The sequence below is a fragment of the Micromonospora sp. NPDC006766 genome (assembly GCF_040636055.1).
In the GTDB taxonomy this organism is placed as follows: domain Bacteria; phylum Actinomycetota; class Actinomycetes; order Mycobacteriales; family Micromonosporaceae; genus Micromonospora.
Map to the genome: position 1 here is coordinate 1 of NZ_JBEYIX010000047.1, position 17,349 is coordinate 17,349.

A 17,349-nucleotide genomic window follows, 5' to 3' on the forward strand; every position below is an offset into this window, starting at 1 on the left:
ATCAGGACTCAAGATCCAGGAGGGACGAGTGCTCACCCACCGGCGGCTACCACCGGACGAGTCTGCCTGAGGCCGACCCGCAACACTCATTAGGAAGGGCCCCCTGTTAACGCCTCCGGTAGAGCAGGGGCCCCCTATTAACACTGATCAACCGGAGATCTGGTACGTCGGGCGGATGACCGCCCGGGCCAGGGTGTGGAACGCCAGGTTGAAGCCGACGTAGGCCGGGCTGGCGCCGGGGCCGACGCCGAGGCGGTCCACGTCCAGCGCGTGCACCGCGAAGAGATAGCGGTGCGGGCGGTCGCCGGGCGGCGGGGCAGCCCCGCCGTAGCCGGTGTCGCCGTAGTCGTTGCGGATGCTGAAGGCGCCGCCGAGGTCGCTTTCCCGCACCCCGGCGGGCAGGTCGGTCACCAGGGCTGGCACGTTCACCAGCACCCAGTGCCAGAAGCCGCTGCCGGTCGGGGCATCCGGGTCGAAGCAGGTCACCACGAAGCCCCTGGTCTCGTCCGGGAAACCGGACCAGGACAGCTGCGGGGAGACGTTCCCGCCGCCGGCGCTGCCGTGCGCGTACCGGGCGTCCATCGGCTCGCCGTCAAACACGTCGTCGCTGGTCAGCGTGAACGACGGCACCGTCGGCAGCAGCTCGTACGGGTCCGGGGCGATCGGTCGTTCCAGGGTCATCGAGACGGTTCCTTCCGAGTACGCGAATTCCTGCGCCCTTCATACCCCTTCAACGGTCGGGATCGCACCGAAAGCGCCCCGTGTCCGAACGCGCCCGCCCTGGACCGGCCGCTGGTGGCTGGTCCAGGGAGCCTCTTGAGACGCGTGCTAGGTCGTTGGCCAACAAGGCCGGCCAGCCCGACCAGTAGCCGCAGACGCTCCAAGCACCGGGGAACGGCTTCGTTGTGTGTCAGCAGGAGGGCCTGCCGCGTCGCCGCCGATGCAGTAGTGGGTGGTGACGGTGATGCCCGGGACGCAGCCCATGCAGCGGCTGATCTGTCCGGGTGGAACCGGCCACGGCTCGGGCGTTGGCGCCTCGGTGGAACGCTCAGCTCTCGCCATCACGGATCCCCTTTCCGTCGGCCGGCTGGTCCGGCCGGTCGGCCGTGCGGGGTGGCCCGAGGTCGGTGGGTGGTCCGAGGTGGTAGAGGCCGTGGGCCACCAAGTTGCCGCGCGCCGACGCCCACGCCCAGCAGCGGCGTACCCGGCAGATCGGGCACGGCTGCCCCGGACCCGGCGGCCGGTGGGTGATGAGGGTGCGCCACCAGTTGCGAACCGTAGCGGGGGCAACGGCCGCGCTCACCGGAGCACCTTGGCGAAGATCACGGCCAGAGCGATGACGGCGGCGCAGGCGAGCACCGTGTAGTGAAGCCGGCGGTCTGGTGGGGCTTGTGGGCAGTGCGGCACCGGCACACGGTCCCCGTCGACCAGTCGACCGGTGCCGTGACGCAGGCTGACGGGCTCGGTTGGACCGATTTTCGCGCTCGACCATGCGCTTGCTCCTCTGACCGGGGAGTACGGGGTGGGTGCCGAGGTGCCCGGGCGTCACGGGGGACCGTCCAGGCACCTCGGCCGGCGCGGGTAACGCCCGCCGCCAAGCAGGGCTACCCACTAAGCCAACGTAAAGCACTATGTACTCTCAGTCAACGCATGGCACACCATGTGCTTGATGTGCCTTACGGGACGTGATCTCATGGGTGCGCCGCCAAGCAGGGAGCGCCCGCCATGCCTATCGAGCCGATCTACACCCGCATCGTCGCCGACATCAAGGGCCTCATCGCCTCCGGCGAGCTGAAGCCCGGGGACAAGCTGCCGTCGGTCGCCGAGCTGCGCGCCCAGTACGACGCAAGCAACACCGCCATTCGCAATGCCATGCTGGTGCTGCGCAGCGAGGGCCTGGTCCAGGGGCACCAGGGCAAGGGCGTCTACGTCCGCCAACCGACGACCTGACCGCCCGGCGTTCCACTGACGGGTTCGCTTGGGCAGCGCGGGCGGCCGGCGGGATGCTGTGACCGGTTAACTGGCTCGCCATCCATAGACACGCCCCTGACCGGCGTTTGCGCTGGTCATGGGCGATTCTGCTGCTCAACAGAGCGGAGGGTGTGGGATTCGAACCCACGAAGACATCGCTGCCTTACCGGTTTTCAAGACCATCCGCCGTAAGCCCTCGACCAGCACAAACACAGTGCCGGCCCTCAAGGTTGCCGCCCATTTGCCGCCGCAAGCTTCAGCGCGACCCCCTACCGCCGGTCATGATCGGCGAAGTAGCCCGACCGGCGAGGGGTGCACCTCCCTAGCGGCCGATGAGACGCTGAAAGAGCGCGCCCGATCCTCTGTGCGCTAGCTCAACGACGCGAACGGGAGTAAACCCCTGCCGCTCGTAGTAGTGGCGCAGGGCTTCATTGGTTCGCCAGGCGTCAAGCCTTAGCCATCGGCAGCCCTTTGATGCGGCGACCCTGGCCGCCCAATCCAAGAGCGCGCCGCCAATGTTCCTGCCAGCACGGGAGCGGTCTACGATCATTCGATGCACATATAGCGCAGTTTCGGGCCGGTCATCCGGCTGCCAGAATTCCGGGTCGGCGTAGTCATCAACCGTAACCGTGCCCACTAGCATGCCGTCATCCTCTGCTACATAGCATGCGCCTTGTTCTATAGAACGCATGAACCTGGGGCGCATCGTGTCTCGACTGTTGTTCGCCCACTGATCGCTACCCTGATCCAAGAGCCATCGCTGGGTAGCTGCGTATAGGTCCAACAACCCGTGCACGTCGTTCGCGGTGGCATGCCGAATTCGTAGCTCATTCATGGTCTTTCGCCGGCATTCCGTCCCGCTCATAAACAATGACGTGCCGGTCGCCCGGCAAGATGTTCACCACGACGCGGACGGGCGTGCCGTCGGGACAGAGGCCGGTGCAAACGTGACAGGCAACTGGGGTGCCGGGAGCGAGTTCAAGTCGTCGCACCTCATCGGGGCTGGGCATCCGAACGTAGATCTCATCCAGCGCCCGCACTTGCGCATAGCCATGTTCAGCTAGAACTTGATTCGCGCCCCTGGCTATGTCGACGGGACGCATGATCTCCGTGTCCTGAACCAAGCGCAGTGGGAAGTAACTGTCATTGGTGTTGAATGGCTCACCGTCGAGGTGGCGCACCCGACGGCGAACCACCGCCAATTCTCCTTCTTGAAGCTTCAAACGCTGCATTACATCAGGTGGCGGGGCCACAATCGCTACGTCAATCGACTGCCAAGGCTCTCGGCCATCAGCCGAATGATCCGCCATGAAGCGGTCCATTTCCGGGGTCTTCGGCTGCGGTCGAAACTCTGTCTGCGGGCGATAGAAGAGCGGCTTGCGGTGCCTGACAAAGTATCCGCGCGGCGCGCGCGGGACGATCAAGCCTTCGTTTACCAGTGCTGTTAGCGCCTGCCGAACCGTCGCACGAGCCACCCCGTACTGGGCCGTCAGGTCGGCCTCCGTGGGTAGCTGAGCATCGGCGACCAAGGTGCCATCCGCGATCTTGGACCTTAGATCCTGGGCGATCTGAGCCCACACAGACACCCTGCCCTGCCTCGCTGCGGCCATGCCGCCTCCCTCTGCCCTCGCATCTGTCTAGACAGTTTAGTCAGAGTGCTTGACACCCGCATCCGGCGTCTGCCAACCTTCGTGTCAGCATCATTGTCTAGTCAGTACAGACGGGCTGGACAAAGCCGGTGGTTGCCGGGGAAGGCAGCGCTCTGCGCTGCGCGCCTACGGACCTCCGCGCGGTCGTTCATTGAGAACTACACAGCAGAAGCGCCGCGTAGATCCGTCTGCGGCATCCCCGCCATGAGCCACACGGTGGCCGACCCCGGTAGATCCCGGGCGAGCGGGGCGAGCGGGCCGGATCTGGCGCGCGGCATGGACTTCTGCCTCTCAACTCTGCTCGCCCCGGAGTGCGACCGGCCTGGTCGCACCCCGGGGGCTTTCCCCGACTTCATCGACTCTCCCGGAGGTTTCCCGTGAGGAAGCACCTCGCCCCCGTGGCCGCCGCGCCGACCGCCGCCGACCTGGCCGCGATCGAGACCGAGTGGCCGCTGATCGCCGCTGAGCTGGACGTGTTGGACGCGGAGATCAGCCTGATCTACGCCGAGGACCACGGCGGCCCGTCGCCGCTGGACTGGCGGCGGCTGCGCCGGGCCGAGGCCCGCGTTACCCGCGCCGCCGCCGACCTGGCTACCCGCACCACCGACACGCGCCGCGCGGCCTGATGTCCCGCGTCCGCGCCGCCTTTCACGATCCGGACGGGGCGCGGTACGGCATCCCGACCTACTGGTGGCGAGGTGCCCCGCCCGGCTACGCCACCCGCCGCCAACTGACCGCCGCCGGCCTACGCCCCGGCGGACAGCCGATCGCCGCTCAGGTCCTCTGGCGCGGCGTGGGCGGCACCCGCGCCGCCTACCTGTACCGGGTCGATCTGGCCCGGCCGAAGCGCACCGCCACCCCCGCGCAACTGCGCGCGGTCCGGGCCGCGCTGCTGGCTCGCCGTACCTGCCCGACCTGCGGCCGGGTACGGCCGTACTACATCCCGCGCTCGCTCGGCGAGTGCACCGAATGCGCCTACCCGCAGGAGGTGGCCGCCTGATGCGCCGCTACCCGATCCCCCGCCCCGCCGATGACCCGCGCTTCACGTTCGGCCTGGCGCTGGATGTGGCCCGGGTGCTCGCCGAGCACGGCTACCCGCCGATGACCGAACCGTACGACGGGTGCGGCCCTGACCTGCTCGCGCTGCAAGACGCCCTGTTCCGCCTGATCTACGTCCCCACCGACACCCCGGAGGTTCCGTCGTGACCGCCCCGACGATCAACGGCACCCGCTACCCGCAGCCCATCGAGGACCTGTTGCCCGCCGCCCGCGCCCTGGACCTGCCCGACGGGCAGACGTTCCCGTCGCGCAACCGGCTCATGCGGGAGTTCCGCATCGGCGCGCCGAAGGCTGACGACCTGCTCGCCCGGCTCAAGGCCGACCACGCCAAGCAGATCGAGGCCGAACAGCTCCGAACCCACCGCCTCGCCCGAGGCGCGATCCTCCCCGCCGACCCGGACACCGACACCACCGACCCGGACGCCACGGACCCGGACCCGCTGCCGGCCGTACCCGAGTCCGCGCCGCCGGCCGCCGAGCCGGTGGAGATCACCCCGCCCGAGCAGGCCGAGCAGGTCACGGCGGCCGGTCACCCGGACACGCCCACCCCGCCCGCGCCGAGCAAGCCGTCCCGTTCGGCGGTGGCGTGGCCGGTGGTGCTGCTGGCGCTGCCCGCGTTCGTGGCGATCTGGTCCGGGTGGGTCGGACTCGGCGGACTCACCGGGTTCGGCATCGTGCACCCGCTGCCCGGCATCGCGGACGGCTTCGCCATCAACTCGGCGATCACCCTGCCGATCGGCGTGGAGACCTACGGCGCTTACGCGCTCTACGTGTGGCTGTCCGGCAGGTTGCCCGGCCCGGCCCGCCGGTTCGCCAAGTGGTCCGCCCTCGGCTCCCTCGCGGTCGGCGCGCTCGGCCAGGTCGCCTACCACCTCCTGGAAGCGGCCGGCGTCACCGCCGCCCCGTGGTGGATCACCACCGCCGTCGCCTGCCTCCCGGTGGCGGTGCTCGGCATGGGCGCCGCACTCGCCCACCTCGTCCGCACGCACGACTAGCGCCGCCCGGCGGCACAGCTCACGGCCTCGCAAACCACCGCTGTGCCGCCGGTCCCCTGACCGATCCGTAGACCGTTGGAGGAACCCCCATCATGACGTCCCCCCGAGATGACGACCGCTTCGACTGGCACGCCGCCGAGCACGACCTGACCGACACCACCGGCCCCGACGCTGAGGTGGTCGACCTGGACGACGCCCGCGCCCGGCGGATGCCCCGGCCGCGTCCGCCCGCCGAGGACACCAGCGACCCGGACGACGACGGCACCGAGGACGCCGAGACCGTTGACGACGGCCCCGCCCGGGTCGGCGGCCCGGTCGACGCCGCCGACGACATCCCGGCCGAGGTGCTGGCCCGCCAGCGTGAGCGCCGGCCGATCCTGGCCGACTGGGCACGCTCCGGCCGCGCGCTGCGGGCCGCCGTCAAGCATCAGACCAAGGACGCCGGCTACGTGACCGCCTACCACGGCGTCCGGCTGCCGAAGTACCTGGTCAAGGCCCTCGCGTGGGCGCCCATCGGCGCGGTACGCGGGATCGGCCAAGCGCTGCGGTGGGCCGCCGCCGAGGAAGGGAACTGGCACCTGCGGCAGGCCGCCGCCTCCCGAGGCGACGCCGACACCTGGCTCAAGCTCGACGCCCGCCGGCAGCGCCAGTCCGTGTGGCGGTGGTGGGTCCTCGCGGCCGGCACCGGAACCGGGGTGATCGTCCTCGCCGCCGGCCCGGCATGGTGGTCGGCGCTCACGGCCGGGGTGGTGGTGCCGTGGCTGGCGACCCGAGGCCGCCCGGCGGACAAGCCGCTCACGGACCGGGTGACCGAGGGCCACCGGTACCGCAAGCTCACCGCCGACCTCGTGCGCCGCGCACTCACGTCGCTGCAAATGCCGGCCATCAACTCCGCGGTCGCCAAGGACCCCAAGGCCATCACGTTCCCGGTCGACATCCACCGCGACGGCCCCGGCCACCTCGCGGTGGTCGACCTCCCGTACGGGGTGGAGGCCGCCGAGGTGGTGGCCCGGCGCGGCAAGCTCGCGTCGGCGATGCGCCTGCCGCTGGATCAGGTGTGGCCCGAACCGGCCCCCGGCCACACGGGGAGGCTGGCGCTGTGGGTCGGGTATGAGCCGGCGTCGCAGATGAAGCAGCCCGCGTGGCCGCTGCTGTCCGACTCGGCCAAGGTGGACGTGTTCAAGGCGTTCGCGTTCGCCACCACGCCCCGGCTGGACATCGTGACGGTTGACCTGATGTTCCGGAACTGGCTGTTCGGTGGCCAGCCCGGCAGCGGGAAGACGTTCGCGCTGCGGGATCTCGTGTTGGCCGCCGCGCTCGACCCGCGCACCGAGATCCGAGGTTACGAACTCAAGGGTGTCGGTGACTTCGCGGTGTTGGAGCCGGTCATGGCCGAGTACGGCAACGGCTTCGACGACGACACCCTTGCCCGGTGTTTCGCGTTCATCGAGTGGCTGTACGAGGAGTGCCGCCGCCGCTCCAAGCGCATCGAGCACTACGCCCGGCTCGGGAAGGCCCCCGAGAACAAGGTGACCCCGGAGTTGGCGTCGCTCAAGGGGTCGGGGCTTCACCCGCTGGTGGCGTGGTTCGATGAGCTGCAAGAGCTGATGACCAGCAAGTACGGCAAGGAAGCCGGGGAAATCCTGGAGAAGGTCATCAAGCTCGGCCGCGCCCTCGGGGTGATCATCCTGATCGGCACCCAGATCCCGGACAAGGACAGCTTGCCGACCGGCATCACCCGCAACGTCAACTCCCGGTTCTGCCTCTCCGTGGCTGACCAGACGGCCAACGACATGATTCTCGGCACGTCGGCCTACAAGAACGGCTACCGGGCGACCGTGTTTCAGCCGGTCGTTGAGGCCGGGTGGGGCATCCTGCGGGGGTTCGGGCCGAAGGCGTCGGCGGTGCGGTCGTTCTACGTCGACACCACCGCCGCCGGGCGCATCGTCGCCCGCGCCGTCGCCCTACGCACCACGGCCGGCACCCTGCCCAAGCCCGAGGAGCAGACCCGCGATGTGGCGCCGGTGGCTGACGTGCTCGGCGACCTGGCCCGCGTGTGGCCGGGTGACGACAAGGCCGCGTGGAACGAGACGCTGTGCGGTCTGCTGGCCGAGCTGCGGCCCGATGTCTACGGCGGGTGGGAGGCCGCGCAGCTCACCACCGCGCTCAAGCCCCACCCGGCCGTGAAGGTCGCCGACGTCGGCCGGCGCATCGACGGCAAGCCCGTCACCCGGCGCGGCATCAAGCACGCCGATCTCCTGGCCGCGATTGCGGAGCGTGACCGGAAGCGGTCCGCCGGCTGACCCCCCGCGAGGGTGCTAGCGCTAGCGGCCCGACCTGCTAGCGCTAGCACCCCCGCTAGCACCCCATCCGAATCATGAGCTGCCCTCTAGCGGATAGCAGCTCACGGCCTCGCACACCCAAAAACGGCCCTGGGAGGCACTTGTGGACCCCCACCTCACCGCCGCTATCGCCCTCACCACCGTCCCCGCCCTGGTCACGCTCGGTTACGCCGGGCTGTGCTGGGTGATCCCGTTCAAGACCTGCCAGCGGTGCGCCGGCACCGGCCAGACCACCACCCGCATCTTGCGTCGGCCGCGTGCCTGCCGCCGCTGCGACCGGGGAACGCGACTCCGTTTCGGGCGCCGCGTCTTCAACCACTTCCACCGGCTGCGCTCCGAGGCGACCCGGTGAACCGCCGCGCCGACGGCCACACGGCGTGGTGCGGGCGGGACCACCGCTGCAACCTCGGCGAGCACCGATCCGACGCGATCGTGGTCAACATCGTCGGCCACGCCCGCGCCGTCCTGGTCCGCGTGCGGACCGCTGCCGGCCGGGAGCACGCCGAGGTACGCGTCAGGGTCGCCCTCGCCCCCGGCGAGATCGCGGCCCGCCGCCAGTTGGCCGGGCTGCTCGGCGACCTGCGGCACACCGTCACCCGCGCCGCCATCGCCGCTCGACCCCGCCCGAGGAAGGCCACCCGATGACCACCACCACAACCATCGACATGTTCGACCTCACCACCCGCGTCACCGCCCGCCTCGACGCGATTAACGGCCGCAGCCGCGAGGAAACCGCCCTGCGCATCATGAAGGTCACCGAAGAAGCCGGCGAAGTCGCCGCCGCCTGGATCGGCACCCTCGGCCAGAACCCCCGCAAGGGCATCACCCACACCACCGACGACGTGGCCAACGAACTCGCCGACGTGGTACTTGCCGCCCTGGTCGCCATCGCCACCCTCGACCGCGACCCCGCAGAAGTCGTCGCCGCATGCGTCGGCAAGGTCGCCAACCGTTTCCCGCCGACGCCATGACCGGCGGCCGGTGCGGCCACTGGATCGGTGCCGCTGGCCGGCTCTGCGGCGCGGCTGAGGGTGTGCGCCTGTTCCTGCAAGGGCCTCGCTGCCCGGCGCGCACCCCGGCCGCGATCGCTGGCCAGCCCGACCCCGAATCCACGCCGATGCCTCGCCGGCAACCCGCCCCCGACCCTGCCCGTTCGATGGAAGGGAGGCACCTCGTGCCCAACCCCGATCTGCTGGCCGCCGCGCTGTCGCATGCGGCGCGCGGCTGGCACGTGTTCCCGCTGCGTCCCGACGACAAGCGGCCCGCGTTCCCCGACCACAGCGCCGACGACTGCACCGACCGCGACCCGCGCTGTCGCAACGCTGGCCACCACCTCGGGTGGGAGGCCCGCGCCACCACCGACCCCGACCGCATCCGCCGGGCATGGACCGCCCGGCGCTACGGCATCGGCCTCGCCTGCGGCCCGTCCCGGCTCGTGGTGGTCGACCTGGACACGCCCAAGAACGCCACCACCGGCCCGACCGGGCTGGACACCCTCGCCGACCTGGCCGCCCGGAATGGTGCCGGCATCGACCCGACGTACACCGTCACCACCGGCCGGGGCGGCACCCACCTCTACTACCGCCACCCGGACGACGGGCCGCCGCTGCGCAACACCGCCGGGACCCTCGGGCCGATGGTCGACACACGCGCGCACGGCGGCTACGTGGTCGCCGCTGGCAGCACTGTCGCCGGTCGCCCGTACGTGGTCGACCTCGACACCGACCCCGCGCCGCTGCCCGGATGGCTGGCCACGCTGCTCGCCCCGGCCCCGTTGCCGCCGCAGCGGCCGGTGGGGGTCAACCTGCCCACCGACCGCACCGGGGCGTACGTGCGGGCCGCCGTCGCCCGCGAAGTCGACCGGGTGACCACCGCTGGCAAGGGCGAGCGGAACCGGTCGCTCTACATCGCCGCCGTGGCCCTCGGCCAACTCGTGGCCGGTGGCGCGCTCACCGAGGACAACGCCCAAGCCCTGCTGGAACAGGCGGGCGTTGACGCCGGGCTGCGCACCGCCGAAGCGTTCCGCACCGTCCGATCCGGGCTCGCCGCTGGCGCCCACCGTCCCCGAAAGGTGGCCGCATGAGCGCCGCCCGTCTCCACCTAGTCACCGACCCGGCCGACACCACCGCAGAGGCGGCCACGGGCGGCCCGCTGTGGGATGTTCCAGTTCCCCTGACCGGCCCGAACACCGCGCCGCCGCCGTTCCCGGTCGACGTGTTCCCGCGCTGGCTCGGCGACATGGTGACCGGCGTCGCCCGGTTCACCCAGACCGACCCCGCCATGGCCGGCACCCTCGCCGTAGCGGTGCTGTCCGCGTGTGCGGGTGGGCGCCTAGAGGTGGAACCGGTGGCCGGGTGGCGGGAGCCGGTGAACGTGTTCGCCGCCGTCATCGCCGGCCCCGGCGAGCGGAAGTCGCCCGTTCACCGGGCGATGACCGCGCCGCTGTTCGCTGCTCAGTCGACGCTCGCCGAGGCGGCCCGGCCGAGGATCGCCGAGGCCGCCGCGCTGCGGGACATCGCCGACCGGCAAGCCGAGCAGGCCAAAGCGGCAGCGGCGAAGGCCAGCGACCCGCACAAGCGCGATGACGCGTCGGCCGAGGCGGTGGCCGCCGCCATCGCCGCCGAGGCGATCACCGTGCCGACCCTGCCGAAACTCATCGTGGACGACGCCACCCCCGAAGCGCTCATCGGCCTCATGGCCGCAAACGGCGGACGAATGGCGATCATCAGCGATGAGGGCGGGATCTTCGACACCCTCGCCGGCCGCTACTCCGGCGCCCCGAACCTCGACCCCTACCTCAAGGGCCACGCGGGACAGCCGATGAGCAACGAACGGCAGACCCGCGAGGGCGCCTCGGTCGACAAGCCCGCGCTGACCGTGTGCGTGATGGCCCAACCGACCGTGCTGCGCAAATTCGGCGGAAACGCCGACCTCGCCGGCCGTGGCCTACCGGCCCGGTTCCTGTTCGCGCTCCCGCGCTCCCTCGCGGGATACCGGGCGGTGGACACGCCCCCGGTGCCCGAGCAGGTCACCACCGGCTACCGGCACCGCGTGCACGACCTGGCCGCCACCCTCGCCGAGTGGGAAGACCCGGCCGTGGTCACCCTCACCGAGGACGCCGGGCGGGTGCGGCGGGCCGCCGCCGAGCAGGTGGAAACCGAGCTACGGCCCGGCGGCACCCTCTACGACATGCGCGAGTGGGGCAACAAGCTGTCCGGGGCAACGCTGCGGCTGGCCGGATTGCTGCACGTTGCCCACCACCCGGCCGACGCGTGGCGCCGCCCGATCGACGCCGACCGGATGGCCGACGCCGTGAGGCTCGCCGAGTTCTTCGCCGCGCACTACCGGGCCGCCCTCACCGCCATCGGCACGGACACCGCGATGGAGAACGCCCGGTACGTGCTCGGGGTGCTTACCAGCAAGGGCATGAGCACCTTCACCCGGCGGGAGCTGCACCGCCGCGTCTCCCGGCGGCTGCCGAAGTCGGATGAGGTGTCGGCGGTGCTCGCTGAGCTGGCCGCCCTCGGGTGGGTCCGCAACGGGCCGGACGGCCGGTACGAGCTGCACCCCCGCGCCGTGGCGGAGGACCCCGGAAGCGTTGACACGCTGACACTCGCCCCCGATGGCGACGTTTCCGCAGCTCAGGACACGTCCGAGGCTGTCAACGTCCCCCGTTGACAGCCGTTGACAGGCGTTGACAATCCGCCGCCGGCCCGCCCGGTGTCAACGGGTGTCAACGCCTGTCAACGCCCCCCGTTGACACCCTCGCACCGGCTCCCACCTGCGGAAACGCTCACCCGCCGGCCGATTGTCAACGTGTCAACGCCTCCCAACCCCTCCCGGCAGCGCCCGCCGCGCCGAGCGGGCTCAACCGGCATCCCGAAACGGCCCACTGAGAGCCCCTGAGAGCAACCGGCCCTACGCCTTACACCAGAGAGCATCGGATCTTGGCTCTACGGCGCTCTCAGCGGGCCGCCCTACGCCCTTCTGCCGCACCCCCACACCAACCCTCCACACGCGACCCGTGCCGACCGGAAGGCCCTCACCGTGCGAATCAGGCTGCACGGCACACCCGCTGAAACAGCCGCAGCGCTCGACGCTCTCGCCCAAGTGCTGCACATCCGCTCCGTCTCCCGGCCCTACCCCGACCGCCGATCCCCGATGTTCCAGCGCATCTACCTCGACGCCGCCCCGAGGAAGGACGCCCGCCGATGACCACCCGGCCGCAGCGCACCACCCCCACCGGCAACCTGCTCACCCTCGCCGAAGTCCTGGACGAACTCCGCGTGCCCCGGTCGACCTTCTTCCGCTGGAAGGCCACCGGCCGCGCCCCCCGAACCATCAAGTACCCCAACGGCAGCCTGTACGTCCGCCGCCGCGACCTGGACAACTGGCTCAACGACCACGAAGAGGCAGCATGAGCACCTACGACGTACGAATCTGGACCATCCGCGAATACCAGGGACGCGACCGGAAGACCGGCAAAGATCGCAAGACCTACCGCGTCCGGTGGGAGGTAGCCGGCCGCGAATTCGGCAAGACCTTCCAGACCCGGGCAATGGCGGAGAGCTTCCGATCGCGCCTTGTCGTGGCGCAGCGCGAGGGAATCGCGTTCGACAAGCCGAGTGGCCTGCCCGAACCGATGGCGCGAGAGCTGAACAGCCGGACATGGTACGAACTCGCCGTGGCGTTCGTGGACATGAAATGGACACGGGCCGCCGCCACCCAGCGAAAGAGCATCGCCGACGCACTTACGACCGTCACCCCGGCATTTCTCGGCGGCTCTCGCGGTGCACCTTCCGAGGAAGACATTCGGCGGGCACTGTACGCGTGGGCGTTCAACAAGTCGCAACGCGAGACCGAACCGCCGGCCGACCTCGCGCCCGTCGTCAAATGGCTCCAGGCCAACACGCTGCCACTGACCGAGGTAGCGAACGCCGCCACAATTCGGAAAGCGCTCGATTTGCTGGCGACCCGCCTCGACGGCGGCCCGGCCGCTGCCAACACAGTTGCACGCAAGCGGGCCGTTCTGTACGGCGCACTCAAGTACGCGGTAGAGCTGCGATACCTCGACGCGCACCCGATGGATTTCGTCCAGTGGCGCGCCCCGAAGAACGAAGAGAAGATTGATCGAAAGGTCGTACCGAATCCGCAGCAAGCACGTTCGCTGTTGGCCGCAGTACGCGACCAAGACCCCGCACTAGAGGGTTTCTTCGCGTGCATGTACTTCGCGGCGCTGCGCCCGTCGGAGGTGATGCACCTGAGGGACGATGAATGCGAGCTACCCGAAGAGGGCTGGGGATGGCTCCACCTCAGCGGCTCGACCCAGCACGTCGGCGAGGAATGGAGCGACAGCGGGGAAATGCGCGAGGATCGGGAGTTGAAGCACCGCGCGAAGAAATCAACGCGCGATGTGCCGGCCTGCCCCGAACTCGTACGCATCCTGCGGCACCATAGGCAGGAGTATGGCAAGCCGGGCGGCCGAATGTTCAACGCACCAGGGGCGCGGCCTGGCCCGGTGTCGAAAAGCACCTACCTGAGAGCGTGGCGACAGGCACGCGGCAAGGCGCTTACTCCGGTTCAACAGCGGTCCGTACTGGCCCGCGTGCCGTACCACCTGCGGCACGCCGCCGTGTCGCTCTGGCTCAATGCTGGCGTGCCGGCAACCCAGGTCGCCGAGTGGGCCGGACACAGCGTGCACGTGCTGCTCAAGGTCTACGCCTCGTGCATCGACGGGCAGGACGAAGCAGCTCGTAAGCGCATCGAGGGAGCACTAGGCACGCCTGAGCCGGACGAAGCCCCCGAGGCGGACGGGTGACGGAAGCCGCCAGGCGGGAAGCGTCACGAGGCTGGCGGCAAACTTTGCCGCCCATTTGCCGCAACCAGTGAGCCCCGGCGGCCCGGAGCGAGACGAAGTGAGACCGACTCACCACCGACAGATGCGCCCCCTGACCAGCGTTCGCGCTGGTCAGGGGGCGTTTTTGCTGCCCATCGGGGCGGAGGGTGTGGGATTCGAACCCACGAAGACATCGCTGCCTTACCGGTTTTCAAGACCAGCGCCATCGGCCACTAGGCGAACCCTCCCGGACACGTCCCCCGCAGGGGTGCGCGACCGTGCCTAGTCTGCCATGGCCCACGCAGCAGGTCAGCCTCCGTCCCATTCCTCCACTGTGGCGTGTACGCCAGAACCGGCGACGAACGCGATCATGACCCGCGCGGGCGGGCGGATCGGGTAAGACTGGGCCATGCACGCGATCACGATTGTGAAACCCGGCGGACCCGAGGCCCTCGTCTGGTCGGAGGTGCCCGACCCGGAGCCCGGCCCCGGCGAGGTGATCGTCGAGGTGTCGGCCAGCGCGGTCAACCGGGCCGACCTGCTGCAACGGCAGGGGCACTATCCGCCGCCGCCGGGCGCGCCGGCGTACCCGGGGTTGGAATGCTCCGGGGTGGTCGCCGAGCTCGGCCCCGACGTAACCGGCTGGCAGATCGGCGACGAGGTCTGCGCGCTGCTGGCCGGCGGCGGGTACGCCGAGCGGGTGGCCGTGCCGGCCGGGCAGTTGCTGCCGGTGCCGCGCGGCGTCGACCTGATCGACGCGGCCGCGCTGCCAGAGGTGGCCTGCACGGTCTGGTCGAACGTGGTCAAGCTCGCCCGGCTGGCCGAGGGTGAGACGTTGCTGGTGCACGGCGGGGGCAGCGGGATCGGCACCTTCGCCATCCAGCTCGGCGTGGCGCTCGGCGCGACGGTGGTGGTGACGGCCCGGGCGGCGAAACACGAGCGGCTGCGTGAGCTGGGCGCCGCGCACACGATCGACTACCAGGAGCAGGATTTTGTCGAGGAGGTACGCCGGATCACCGACGGCCGGGGCGCGGACGTAATCCTGGACATCATGGGTGCCGCGTACCTGCCCCGGAACGTGGCCGCGCTGGCCACCGGTGGCCGGCTGGTGGTGATCGGCATGCAGGGTGGCCGCAGGGGGGAGCTGGACCTGGGCGCGCTGTTGGCGAAGCGCGGCTCGATCCACGCCACGGCGCTGCGCTCCCGCCCGGTGGACGAGAAGGCGGAGATCGTCCGGGGCGTACGGGAGCAGGTGTGGCCGCTGGTCGAATCCGGGAAGGTTCGGCCCGTCGTGCACGCCCGGGCGAAGCTGGCCGACGCCGCCGACGCGCACCGGCTGCTGGAGACGAGCGACCACCTGGGCAAGGTGCTGCTGGTCCGGTGACCGGTCAGGCCAGCGCCGGGTCGGCGTCGGGGCGGGGCAGGACGAGTCGGGCGCCAGGACCCTCGGCGGAGAGCGAGTCTCCAGGGTTGTAGAGGGTGCAGCGCTGCAACGACAGGCAGCCGCAGCCGATGCAGCCGTCCAGATCGTCGCGGAGCTTGCCGAGCAACCGGATCTTCTCGTCCAGTCGGTCCCGCCAGGCGCGGGAGAGCGCCGCCCAGTCCTCCGGGGTGGGCGTACGCGAGGACGGCAGGGAGTCCAGCGCCTCCCGGATCTCGTCGAGGGAGACGCCGACCTGCTGGGAGATCCGGACGAACGCCACCCGGCGCAGCTCCGTGCGGGCGTACCGGCGCTGGTTGCCGCCGGTACGCTCGGCGCGGATCAGCCCGAGCCGCTCGTAGTAGCGCAGCGCGGAGGGAGCCACGCCGCTGCGGTCGGCGAGCTGCCCGATGGTCAGTGCCTCGTGCATCACACAACCTTGAGTTGAAGTGCCCTTCAACTCCGAGGCTAGCCGCATGACGACGACGACCGCCACTGACCCCGCCACGCTGCGGGCGCTGCTCGACCGGGTACGCGCCGGGCGTGAGTTCGGTGCCAACGTGTACTCAACGCTGGACGTGCTTCAGGTGCTCTACGACCGGGTGCTCCGGGTAACTCCGCAGACCGTGGACGACCCGGACCGGGACCGTTTCCTGCTTTCCAAGGGGCACGCGGTCGCCGGCTACTACGCGCTGCTGGCCGCGAAGGGATTCGTACCCGAGGAGTGGCTGGACGACCAGGGCGGCCCGGACAGCCGCCTCGGCGACCATCCGGACCGGCTACTGGTGCCCGGGGTCGAGATCGGCTCCGGGTCGCTCGGCCACGGGCTCGGCCTGGGCGTGGGCACCGCGCTCGGGCTACGGGCCCAGGGCCGGTTCAACCCCCGGGTGTACGTGCTGCTGGGCGACGCCGAATTGGACGAGGGCTCCAACCACGAGGCCATCGCGTACGCCGGGGCGACCGGGCTGGCCAATCTGACCGCGATCGTGCTGGACAACCGGTCCGCGAGCCACGGGTGGCCGGGCGGCGCGGCCAGCCGGTTCACCGTCAACGGGTGGACCGCCGCGACCGTGGACGGCCGGGACCACGTCGCCCTGCACACCGCCCTCACCGGGCACGACAACCACCGGCCGCACGTCGTCGTCGCGGTCGTCACCGACCAGGAGTGACCATGCGAGACGCCTTCGTGACCACGGCCAGTGAACTGCTGGACGACCCCCGGACCACCATCGTGCTGGCCGACATCTCCGCCGCCGCGTTCGCCCCGGCCGTCGAGCGCCACCCGGACCGAGTGCTCAACGTCGGCATCCGGGAGCAGCTCATGGTGGGGGTGGCGGGCGGGCTCGCGCTGACCGGGCAGCGCCCGATCGTGCACAGCTACGCGCCGTTCCTCGTCGAGCGGGCGTACGAGCAGATCAAGCTGGACCTCGACCACCAGGGGGTCGGGGCGGTGCTGGTCGGCATCGGCGCGTCGTACGACCGGGCGGCGGCGGGGCGTACCCACCTGAGCCCGGCGGACGTCGCCCTGATCGACACGCTGAACGACTGGACGGTGCACGTGCCGGGCCACCGGGACGAGGTGCCCGGGCTGCTGAGGAACGTGGTGTGCGGGCAGGATTCGGCGTACGTCAGGCTCTCGGTGCAGAGCAACGGGCAGGCGTACCCGGACGCGGGTGACCTGCGGGTGCTCCGGGATGCCGGGCCGGGCGCGCCGCTGCTGGTGGCGGTCGGGCCGCTGCTGGACCACGCGCTCGCAGCGGTCGCCGATCTGCCGGTCACCGTGGCGTACACCCATCGGCCGCGACCGTTCGACACCGCCGGGCTACGCGCCCTCGCGGGCACCGAGGTGATCCTGGTCGAGCCGTACCTGGCGGGCACCTCGGCCCGGGTGGTCGGCGCGGCGCTGGCCGACCGGCCACACCGGCTGCTCGCCCTCGGCGTGGGCCGGTCGGAGCTGCGCCGCTACGGCACGCCCGAGGACCACGACCGCTGGCACGGCCTGGACGCGGCCGGCCTACGCCGCTCGATCGACGCGTTCCTCTTCCCGGCCCTGGCCACCACCTGAGCCGAAGGCGGG

General features: G+C 70.7%; 22 protein-coding genes and 2 tRNA genes. 17 read left to right on the forward strand and 7 right to left on the reverse strand.

The genetic code is table 11. The features are described 5' to 3' along the window. Window positions 1-147: 147 nt before the first annotated feature. Both ABZ671_RS26355 and ABZ671_RS26360 read right to left on the reverse strand, forming a co-directional pair. Complete coding sequence (locus ABZ671_RS26355) at window positions 148-681, reverse strand: YbhB/YbcL family Raf kinase inhibitor-like protein (RefSeq protein ID WP_357862933.1); 534 nt, start codon at window positions 679-681, stop codon at window positions 148-150. 367 nt (window positions 682-1,048) lie between these two features. Then, a complete protein-coding gene (locus ABZ671_RS26360; protein ID WP_357862935.1) occupies window positions 1,049-1,303 on the reverse strand; it encodes a hypothetical protein in 255 nt (84 codons plus the stop codon). A 422-nt stretch (window positions 1,304-1,725) separates the two neighbouring features. Here ABZ671_RS26360 and ABZ671_RS26365 point away from each other — a divergent pair, with 422 nt between their 5' ends. Beyond that, on the forward strand, window positions 1,726-1,950 hold the full coding sequence (locus tag ABZ671_RS26365) for a winged helix-turn-helix domain-containing protein (RefSeq protein WP_357862937.1): 225 nt from the start codon (window positions 1,726-1,728) through the stop codon (window positions 1,948-1,950). A gap of 144 nt (window positions 1,951-2,094) precedes the next feature. Here ABZ671_RS26365 and ABZ671_RS26370 read toward each other — a convergent pair. From ABZ671_RS26370 to ABZ671_RS26380, 3 genes are all read right to left on the reverse strand, one after another. Further along, a tRNA-OTHER gene (locus tag ABZ671_RS26370) sits at window positions 2,095-2,169 on the reverse strand. A gap of 124 nt (window positions 2,170-2,293) precedes the next feature. Continuing rightward, a complete protein-coding gene (locus ABZ671_RS26375; RefSeq protein WP_357862939.1) occupies window positions 2,294-2,836 on the reverse strand; it encodes a GNAT family N-acetyltransferase in 543 nt (180 codons plus the stop codon). Next, window positions 2,799-3,581 carry a GntR family transcriptional regulator gene (locus ABZ671_RS26380; RefSeq protein WP_357862941.1) on the reverse strand — a complete coding sequence of 261 codons (783 nt, stop codon included), beginning with the start codon at window positions 3,579-3,581 and terminating at the stop codon, window positions 2,799-2,801. Before ABZ671_RS26380 ends, ABZ671_RS26375 begins: the two co-directional genes overlap by 38 nt. 416 nt (window positions 3,582-3,997) lie before the next feature. On the opposite strand from ABZ671_RS26380, the gene ABZ671_RS26385 reads away from it, so the two are divergent. The 13 genes from ABZ671_RS26385 to ABZ671_RS26445 all read left to right on the forward strand — a co-directional run bounded on the left by ABZ671_RS26385 (window position 3,998) and on the right by ABZ671_RS26445 (window position 13,834). Further along, window positions 3,998-4,246, forward strand: a complete 249-nt coding sequence (locus ABZ671_RS26385) for a DUF6284 family protein (protein ID WP_357862943.1) — start codon at window positions 3,998-4,000, stop codon at window positions 4,244-4,246. Continuing rightward, entirely contained in the window at window positions 4,246-4,620 is a 375-nt protein-coding gene (locus ABZ671_RS26390) for an RRQRL motif-containing zinc-binding protein (RefSeq protein WP_357862945.1), read from the forward strand. Before ABZ671_RS26385 ends, ABZ671_RS26390 begins: the two co-directional genes overlap by 1 nt. Then, on the forward strand, window positions 4,620-4,826 hold the full coding sequence (locus tag ABZ671_RS26395) for a hypothetical protein (RefSeq protein WP_357862948.1): 207 nt from the start codon (window positions 4,620-4,622) through the stop codon (window positions 4,824-4,826). Before ABZ671_RS26390 ends, ABZ671_RS26395 begins: the two co-directional genes overlap by 1 nt. After that, window positions 4,823-5,674 carry an ABC transporter permease gene (locus tag ABZ671_RS26400; RefSeq protein WP_357862950.1) on the forward strand — a complete coding sequence of 284 codons (852 nt, stop codon included), beginning with the start codon at window positions 4,823-4,825 and terminating at the stop codon, window positions 5,672-5,674. The genes ABZ671_RS26395 and ABZ671_RS26400 overlap by 4 nt, the downstream gene beginning before the upstream one ends. A gap of 92 nt (window positions 5,675-5,766) precedes the next feature. Further along, a complete protein-coding gene (locus ABZ671_RS26405) occupies window positions 5,767-7,977 on the forward strand; it encodes a cell division protein FtsK (RefSeq protein ID WP_357862952.1) in 2,211 nt (736 codons plus the stop codon). A 142-nt stretch (window positions 7,978-8,119) separates the two neighbouring features. Next, window positions 8,120-8,368: a hypothetical protein gene (locus ABZ671_RS26410; protein ID WP_357862954.1), complete on the forward strand. Its 249-nt coding sequence runs from the start codon at window positions 8,120-8,122 to the stop codon at window positions 8,366-8,368. Then, the gene (locus ABZ671_RS26415; RefSeq protein ID WP_357862956.1) at window positions 8,365-8,661 is read left to right on the forward strand and encodes a hypothetical protein; all 297 of its coding nucleotides are present in this window, start codon (window positions 8,365-8,367) and stop codon (window positions 8,659-8,661) included. The genes ABZ671_RS26410 and ABZ671_RS26415 overlap by 4 nt, the downstream gene beginning before the upstream one ends. A gap of 20 nt (window positions 8,662-8,681) precedes the next feature. Next, on the forward strand, window positions 8,682-8,987 hold the full coding sequence (locus ABZ671_RS26420) for a MazG-like family protein (RefSeq protein WP_357862958.1): 306 nt from the start codon (window positions 8,682-8,684) through the stop codon (window positions 8,985-8,987). A gap of 185 nt (window positions 8,988-9,172) precedes the next feature. Beyond that, on the forward strand, window positions 9,173-10,099 hold the full coding sequence (locus ABZ671_RS26425) for a bifunctional DNA primase/polymerase (protein ID WP_357862960.1): 927 nt from the start codon (window positions 9,173-9,175) through the stop codon (window positions 10,097-10,099). Beyond that, window positions 10,096-11,694: a YfjI family protein gene (locus tag ABZ671_RS26430; protein ID WP_357862962.1), complete on the forward strand. Its 1,599-nt coding sequence runs from the start codon at window positions 10,096-10,098 to the stop codon at window positions 11,692-11,694. Before ABZ671_RS26425 ends, ABZ671_RS26430 begins: the two co-directional genes overlap by 4 nt. A gap of 369 nt (window positions 11,695-12,063) precedes the next feature. Further along, window positions 12,064-12,231 carry a hypothetical protein gene (locus tag ABZ671_RS26435; protein WP_357862964.1) on the forward strand — a complete coding sequence of 56 codons (168 nt, stop codon included), beginning with the start codon at window positions 12,064-12,066 and terminating at the stop codon, window positions 12,229-12,231. Next, the gene (locus tag ABZ671_RS26440) at window positions 12,228-12,437 is read left to right on the forward strand and encodes a helix-turn-helix domain-containing protein (protein ID WP_357862966.1); all 210 of its coding nucleotides are present in this window, start codon (window positions 12,228-12,230) and stop codon (window positions 12,435-12,437) included. Before ABZ671_RS26435 ends, ABZ671_RS26440 begins: the two co-directional genes overlap by 4 nt. Next, a complete protein-coding gene (locus ABZ671_RS26445) occupies window positions 12,434-13,834 on the forward strand; it encodes an integrase (RefSeq protein ID WP_357862968.1) in 1,401 nt (466 codons plus the stop codon). Before ABZ671_RS26440 ends, ABZ671_RS26445 begins: the two co-directional genes overlap by 4 nt. Before the next feature lie 179 nt (window positions 13,835-14,013). On the opposite strand, the gene ABZ671_RS26450 is transcribed toward ABZ671_RS26445, so the two are convergent. Continuing rightward, window positions 14,014-14,100 (reverse strand) — tRNA-Ser (locus tag ABZ671_RS26450). A gap of 161 nt (window positions 14,101-14,261) precedes the next feature. Between ABZ671_RS26450 and ABZ671_RS26455 the strand changes: the two genes are divergently transcribed. Beyond that, window positions 14,262-15,236, forward strand: a complete 975-nt coding sequence (locus ABZ671_RS26455) for an NAD(P)H-quinone oxidoreductase (RefSeq protein WP_357862970.1) — start codon at window positions 14,262-14,264, stop codon at window positions 15,234-15,236. Between the two features lie 4 nt (window positions 15,237-15,240). On the opposite strand, the gene soxR is transcribed toward ABZ671_RS26455, so the two are convergent. Then, the gene (soxR, locus tag ABZ671_RS26460; protein ID WP_357862972.1) at window positions 15,241-15,702 is read right to left on the reverse strand and encodes a redox-sensitive transcriptional activator SoxR; all 462 of its coding nucleotides are present in this window, start codon (window positions 15,700-15,702) and stop codon (window positions 15,241-15,243) included. Between the two features lie 46 nt (window positions 15,703-15,748). Here soxR and ABZ671_RS26465 point away from each other — a divergent pair, with 46 nt between their 5' ends. Together ABZ671_RS26465 and ABZ671_RS26470 are read left to right on the forward strand one after the other, a co-directional pair. Continuing rightward, window positions 15,749-16,441 carry a transketolase gene (locus tag ABZ671_RS26465; RefSeq protein WP_357862974.1) on the forward strand — a complete coding sequence of 231 codons (693 nt, stop codon included), beginning with the start codon at window positions 15,749-15,751 and terminating at the stop codon, window positions 16,439-16,441. 2 nt (window positions 16,442-16,443) lie between these two features. After that, complete coding sequence (locus tag ABZ671_RS26470; protein ID WP_357862976.1) at window positions 16,444-17,337, forward strand: transketolase; 894 nt, start codon at window positions 16,444-16,446, stop codon at window positions 17,335-17,337. Window positions 17,338-17,349: the final 12 nt, after the last annotated feature.

What these genes read in the sequence shown, in the direction of transcription:
- ABZ671_RS26430 (WP_357862962.1), top strand. Translation starts at nt 10,096, where the DNA reads ATGAGCGCCGCCCGTCTCCACCTAGTCACCGACCCGGCCGACACCACC.
- ABZ671_RS26365 (WP_357862937.1), top strand. Translation starts at nt 1,726, where the DNA reads ATGCCTATCGAGCCGATCTACACCCGCATCGTCGCCGACATCAAGGGC.
- ABZ671_RS26375 (WP_357862939.1), bottom strand. Translation starts at nt 2,836, where the DNA reads ATGAGCGGGACGGAATGCCGGCGAAAGACCATGAATGAGCTACGAATT.
- ABZ671_RS26405 (WP_357862952.1), top strand. Translation starts at nt 5,767, where the DNA reads ATGACGTCCCCCCGAGATGACGACCGCTTCGACTGGCACGCCGCCGAG.
- ABZ671_RS26395 (WP_357862948.1), top strand. Translation starts at nt 4,620, where the DNA reads ATGCGCCGCTACCCGATCCCCCGCCCCGCCGATGACCCGCGCTTCACG.
- ABZ671_RS26470 (WP_357862976.1), top strand. Translation starts at nt 16,444, where the DNA reads ATGCGAGACGCCTTCGTGACCACGGCCAGTGAACTGCTGGACGACCCC.
- ABZ671_RS26440 (WP_357862966.1), top strand. Translation starts at nt 12,228, where the DNA reads ATGACCACCCGGCCGCAGCGCACCACCCCCACCGGCAACCTGCTCACC.
- ABZ671_RS26380 (WP_357862941.1), bottom strand. Translation starts at nt 3,581, where the DNA reads ATGGCCGCAGCGAGGCAGGGCAGGGTGTCTGTGTGGGCTCAGATCGCC.
- ABZ671_RS26425 (WP_357862960.1), top strand. Translation starts at nt 9,173, where the DNA reads ATGGAAGGGAGGCACCTCGTGCCCAACCCCGATCTGCTGGCCGCCGCG.
- ABZ671_RS26465 (WP_357862974.1), top strand. Translation starts at nt 15,749, where the DNA reads ATGACGACGACGACCGCCACTGACCCCGCCACGCTGCGGGCGCTGCTC.
- ABZ671_RS26390 (WP_357862945.1), top strand. Translation starts at nt 4,246, where the DNA reads ATGTCCCGCGTCCGCGCCGCCTTTCACGATCCGGACGGGGCGCGGTAC.
- ABZ671_RS26355 (WP_357862933.1), bottom strand. Translation starts at nt 681, where the DNA reads ATGACCCTGGAACGACCGATCGCCCCGGACCCGTACGAGCTGCTGCCG.
- ABZ671_RS26420 (WP_357862958.1), top strand. Translation starts at nt 8,682, where the DNA reads ATGTTCGACCTCACCACCCGCGTCACCGCCCGCCTCGACGCGATTAAC.
- ABZ671_RS26455 (WP_357862970.1), top strand. Translation starts at nt 14,262, where the DNA reads ATGCACGCGATCACGATTGTGAAACCCGGCGGACCCGAGGCCCTCGTC.
- soxR (WP_357862972.1), bottom strand. Translation starts at nt 15,702, where the DNA reads ATGCACGAGGCACTGACCATCGGGCAGCTCGCCGACCGCAGCGGCGTG.
- ABZ671_RS26445 (WP_357862968.1), top strand. Translation starts at nt 12,434, where the DNA reads ATGAGCACCTACGACGTACGAATCTGGACCATCCGCGAATACCAGGGA.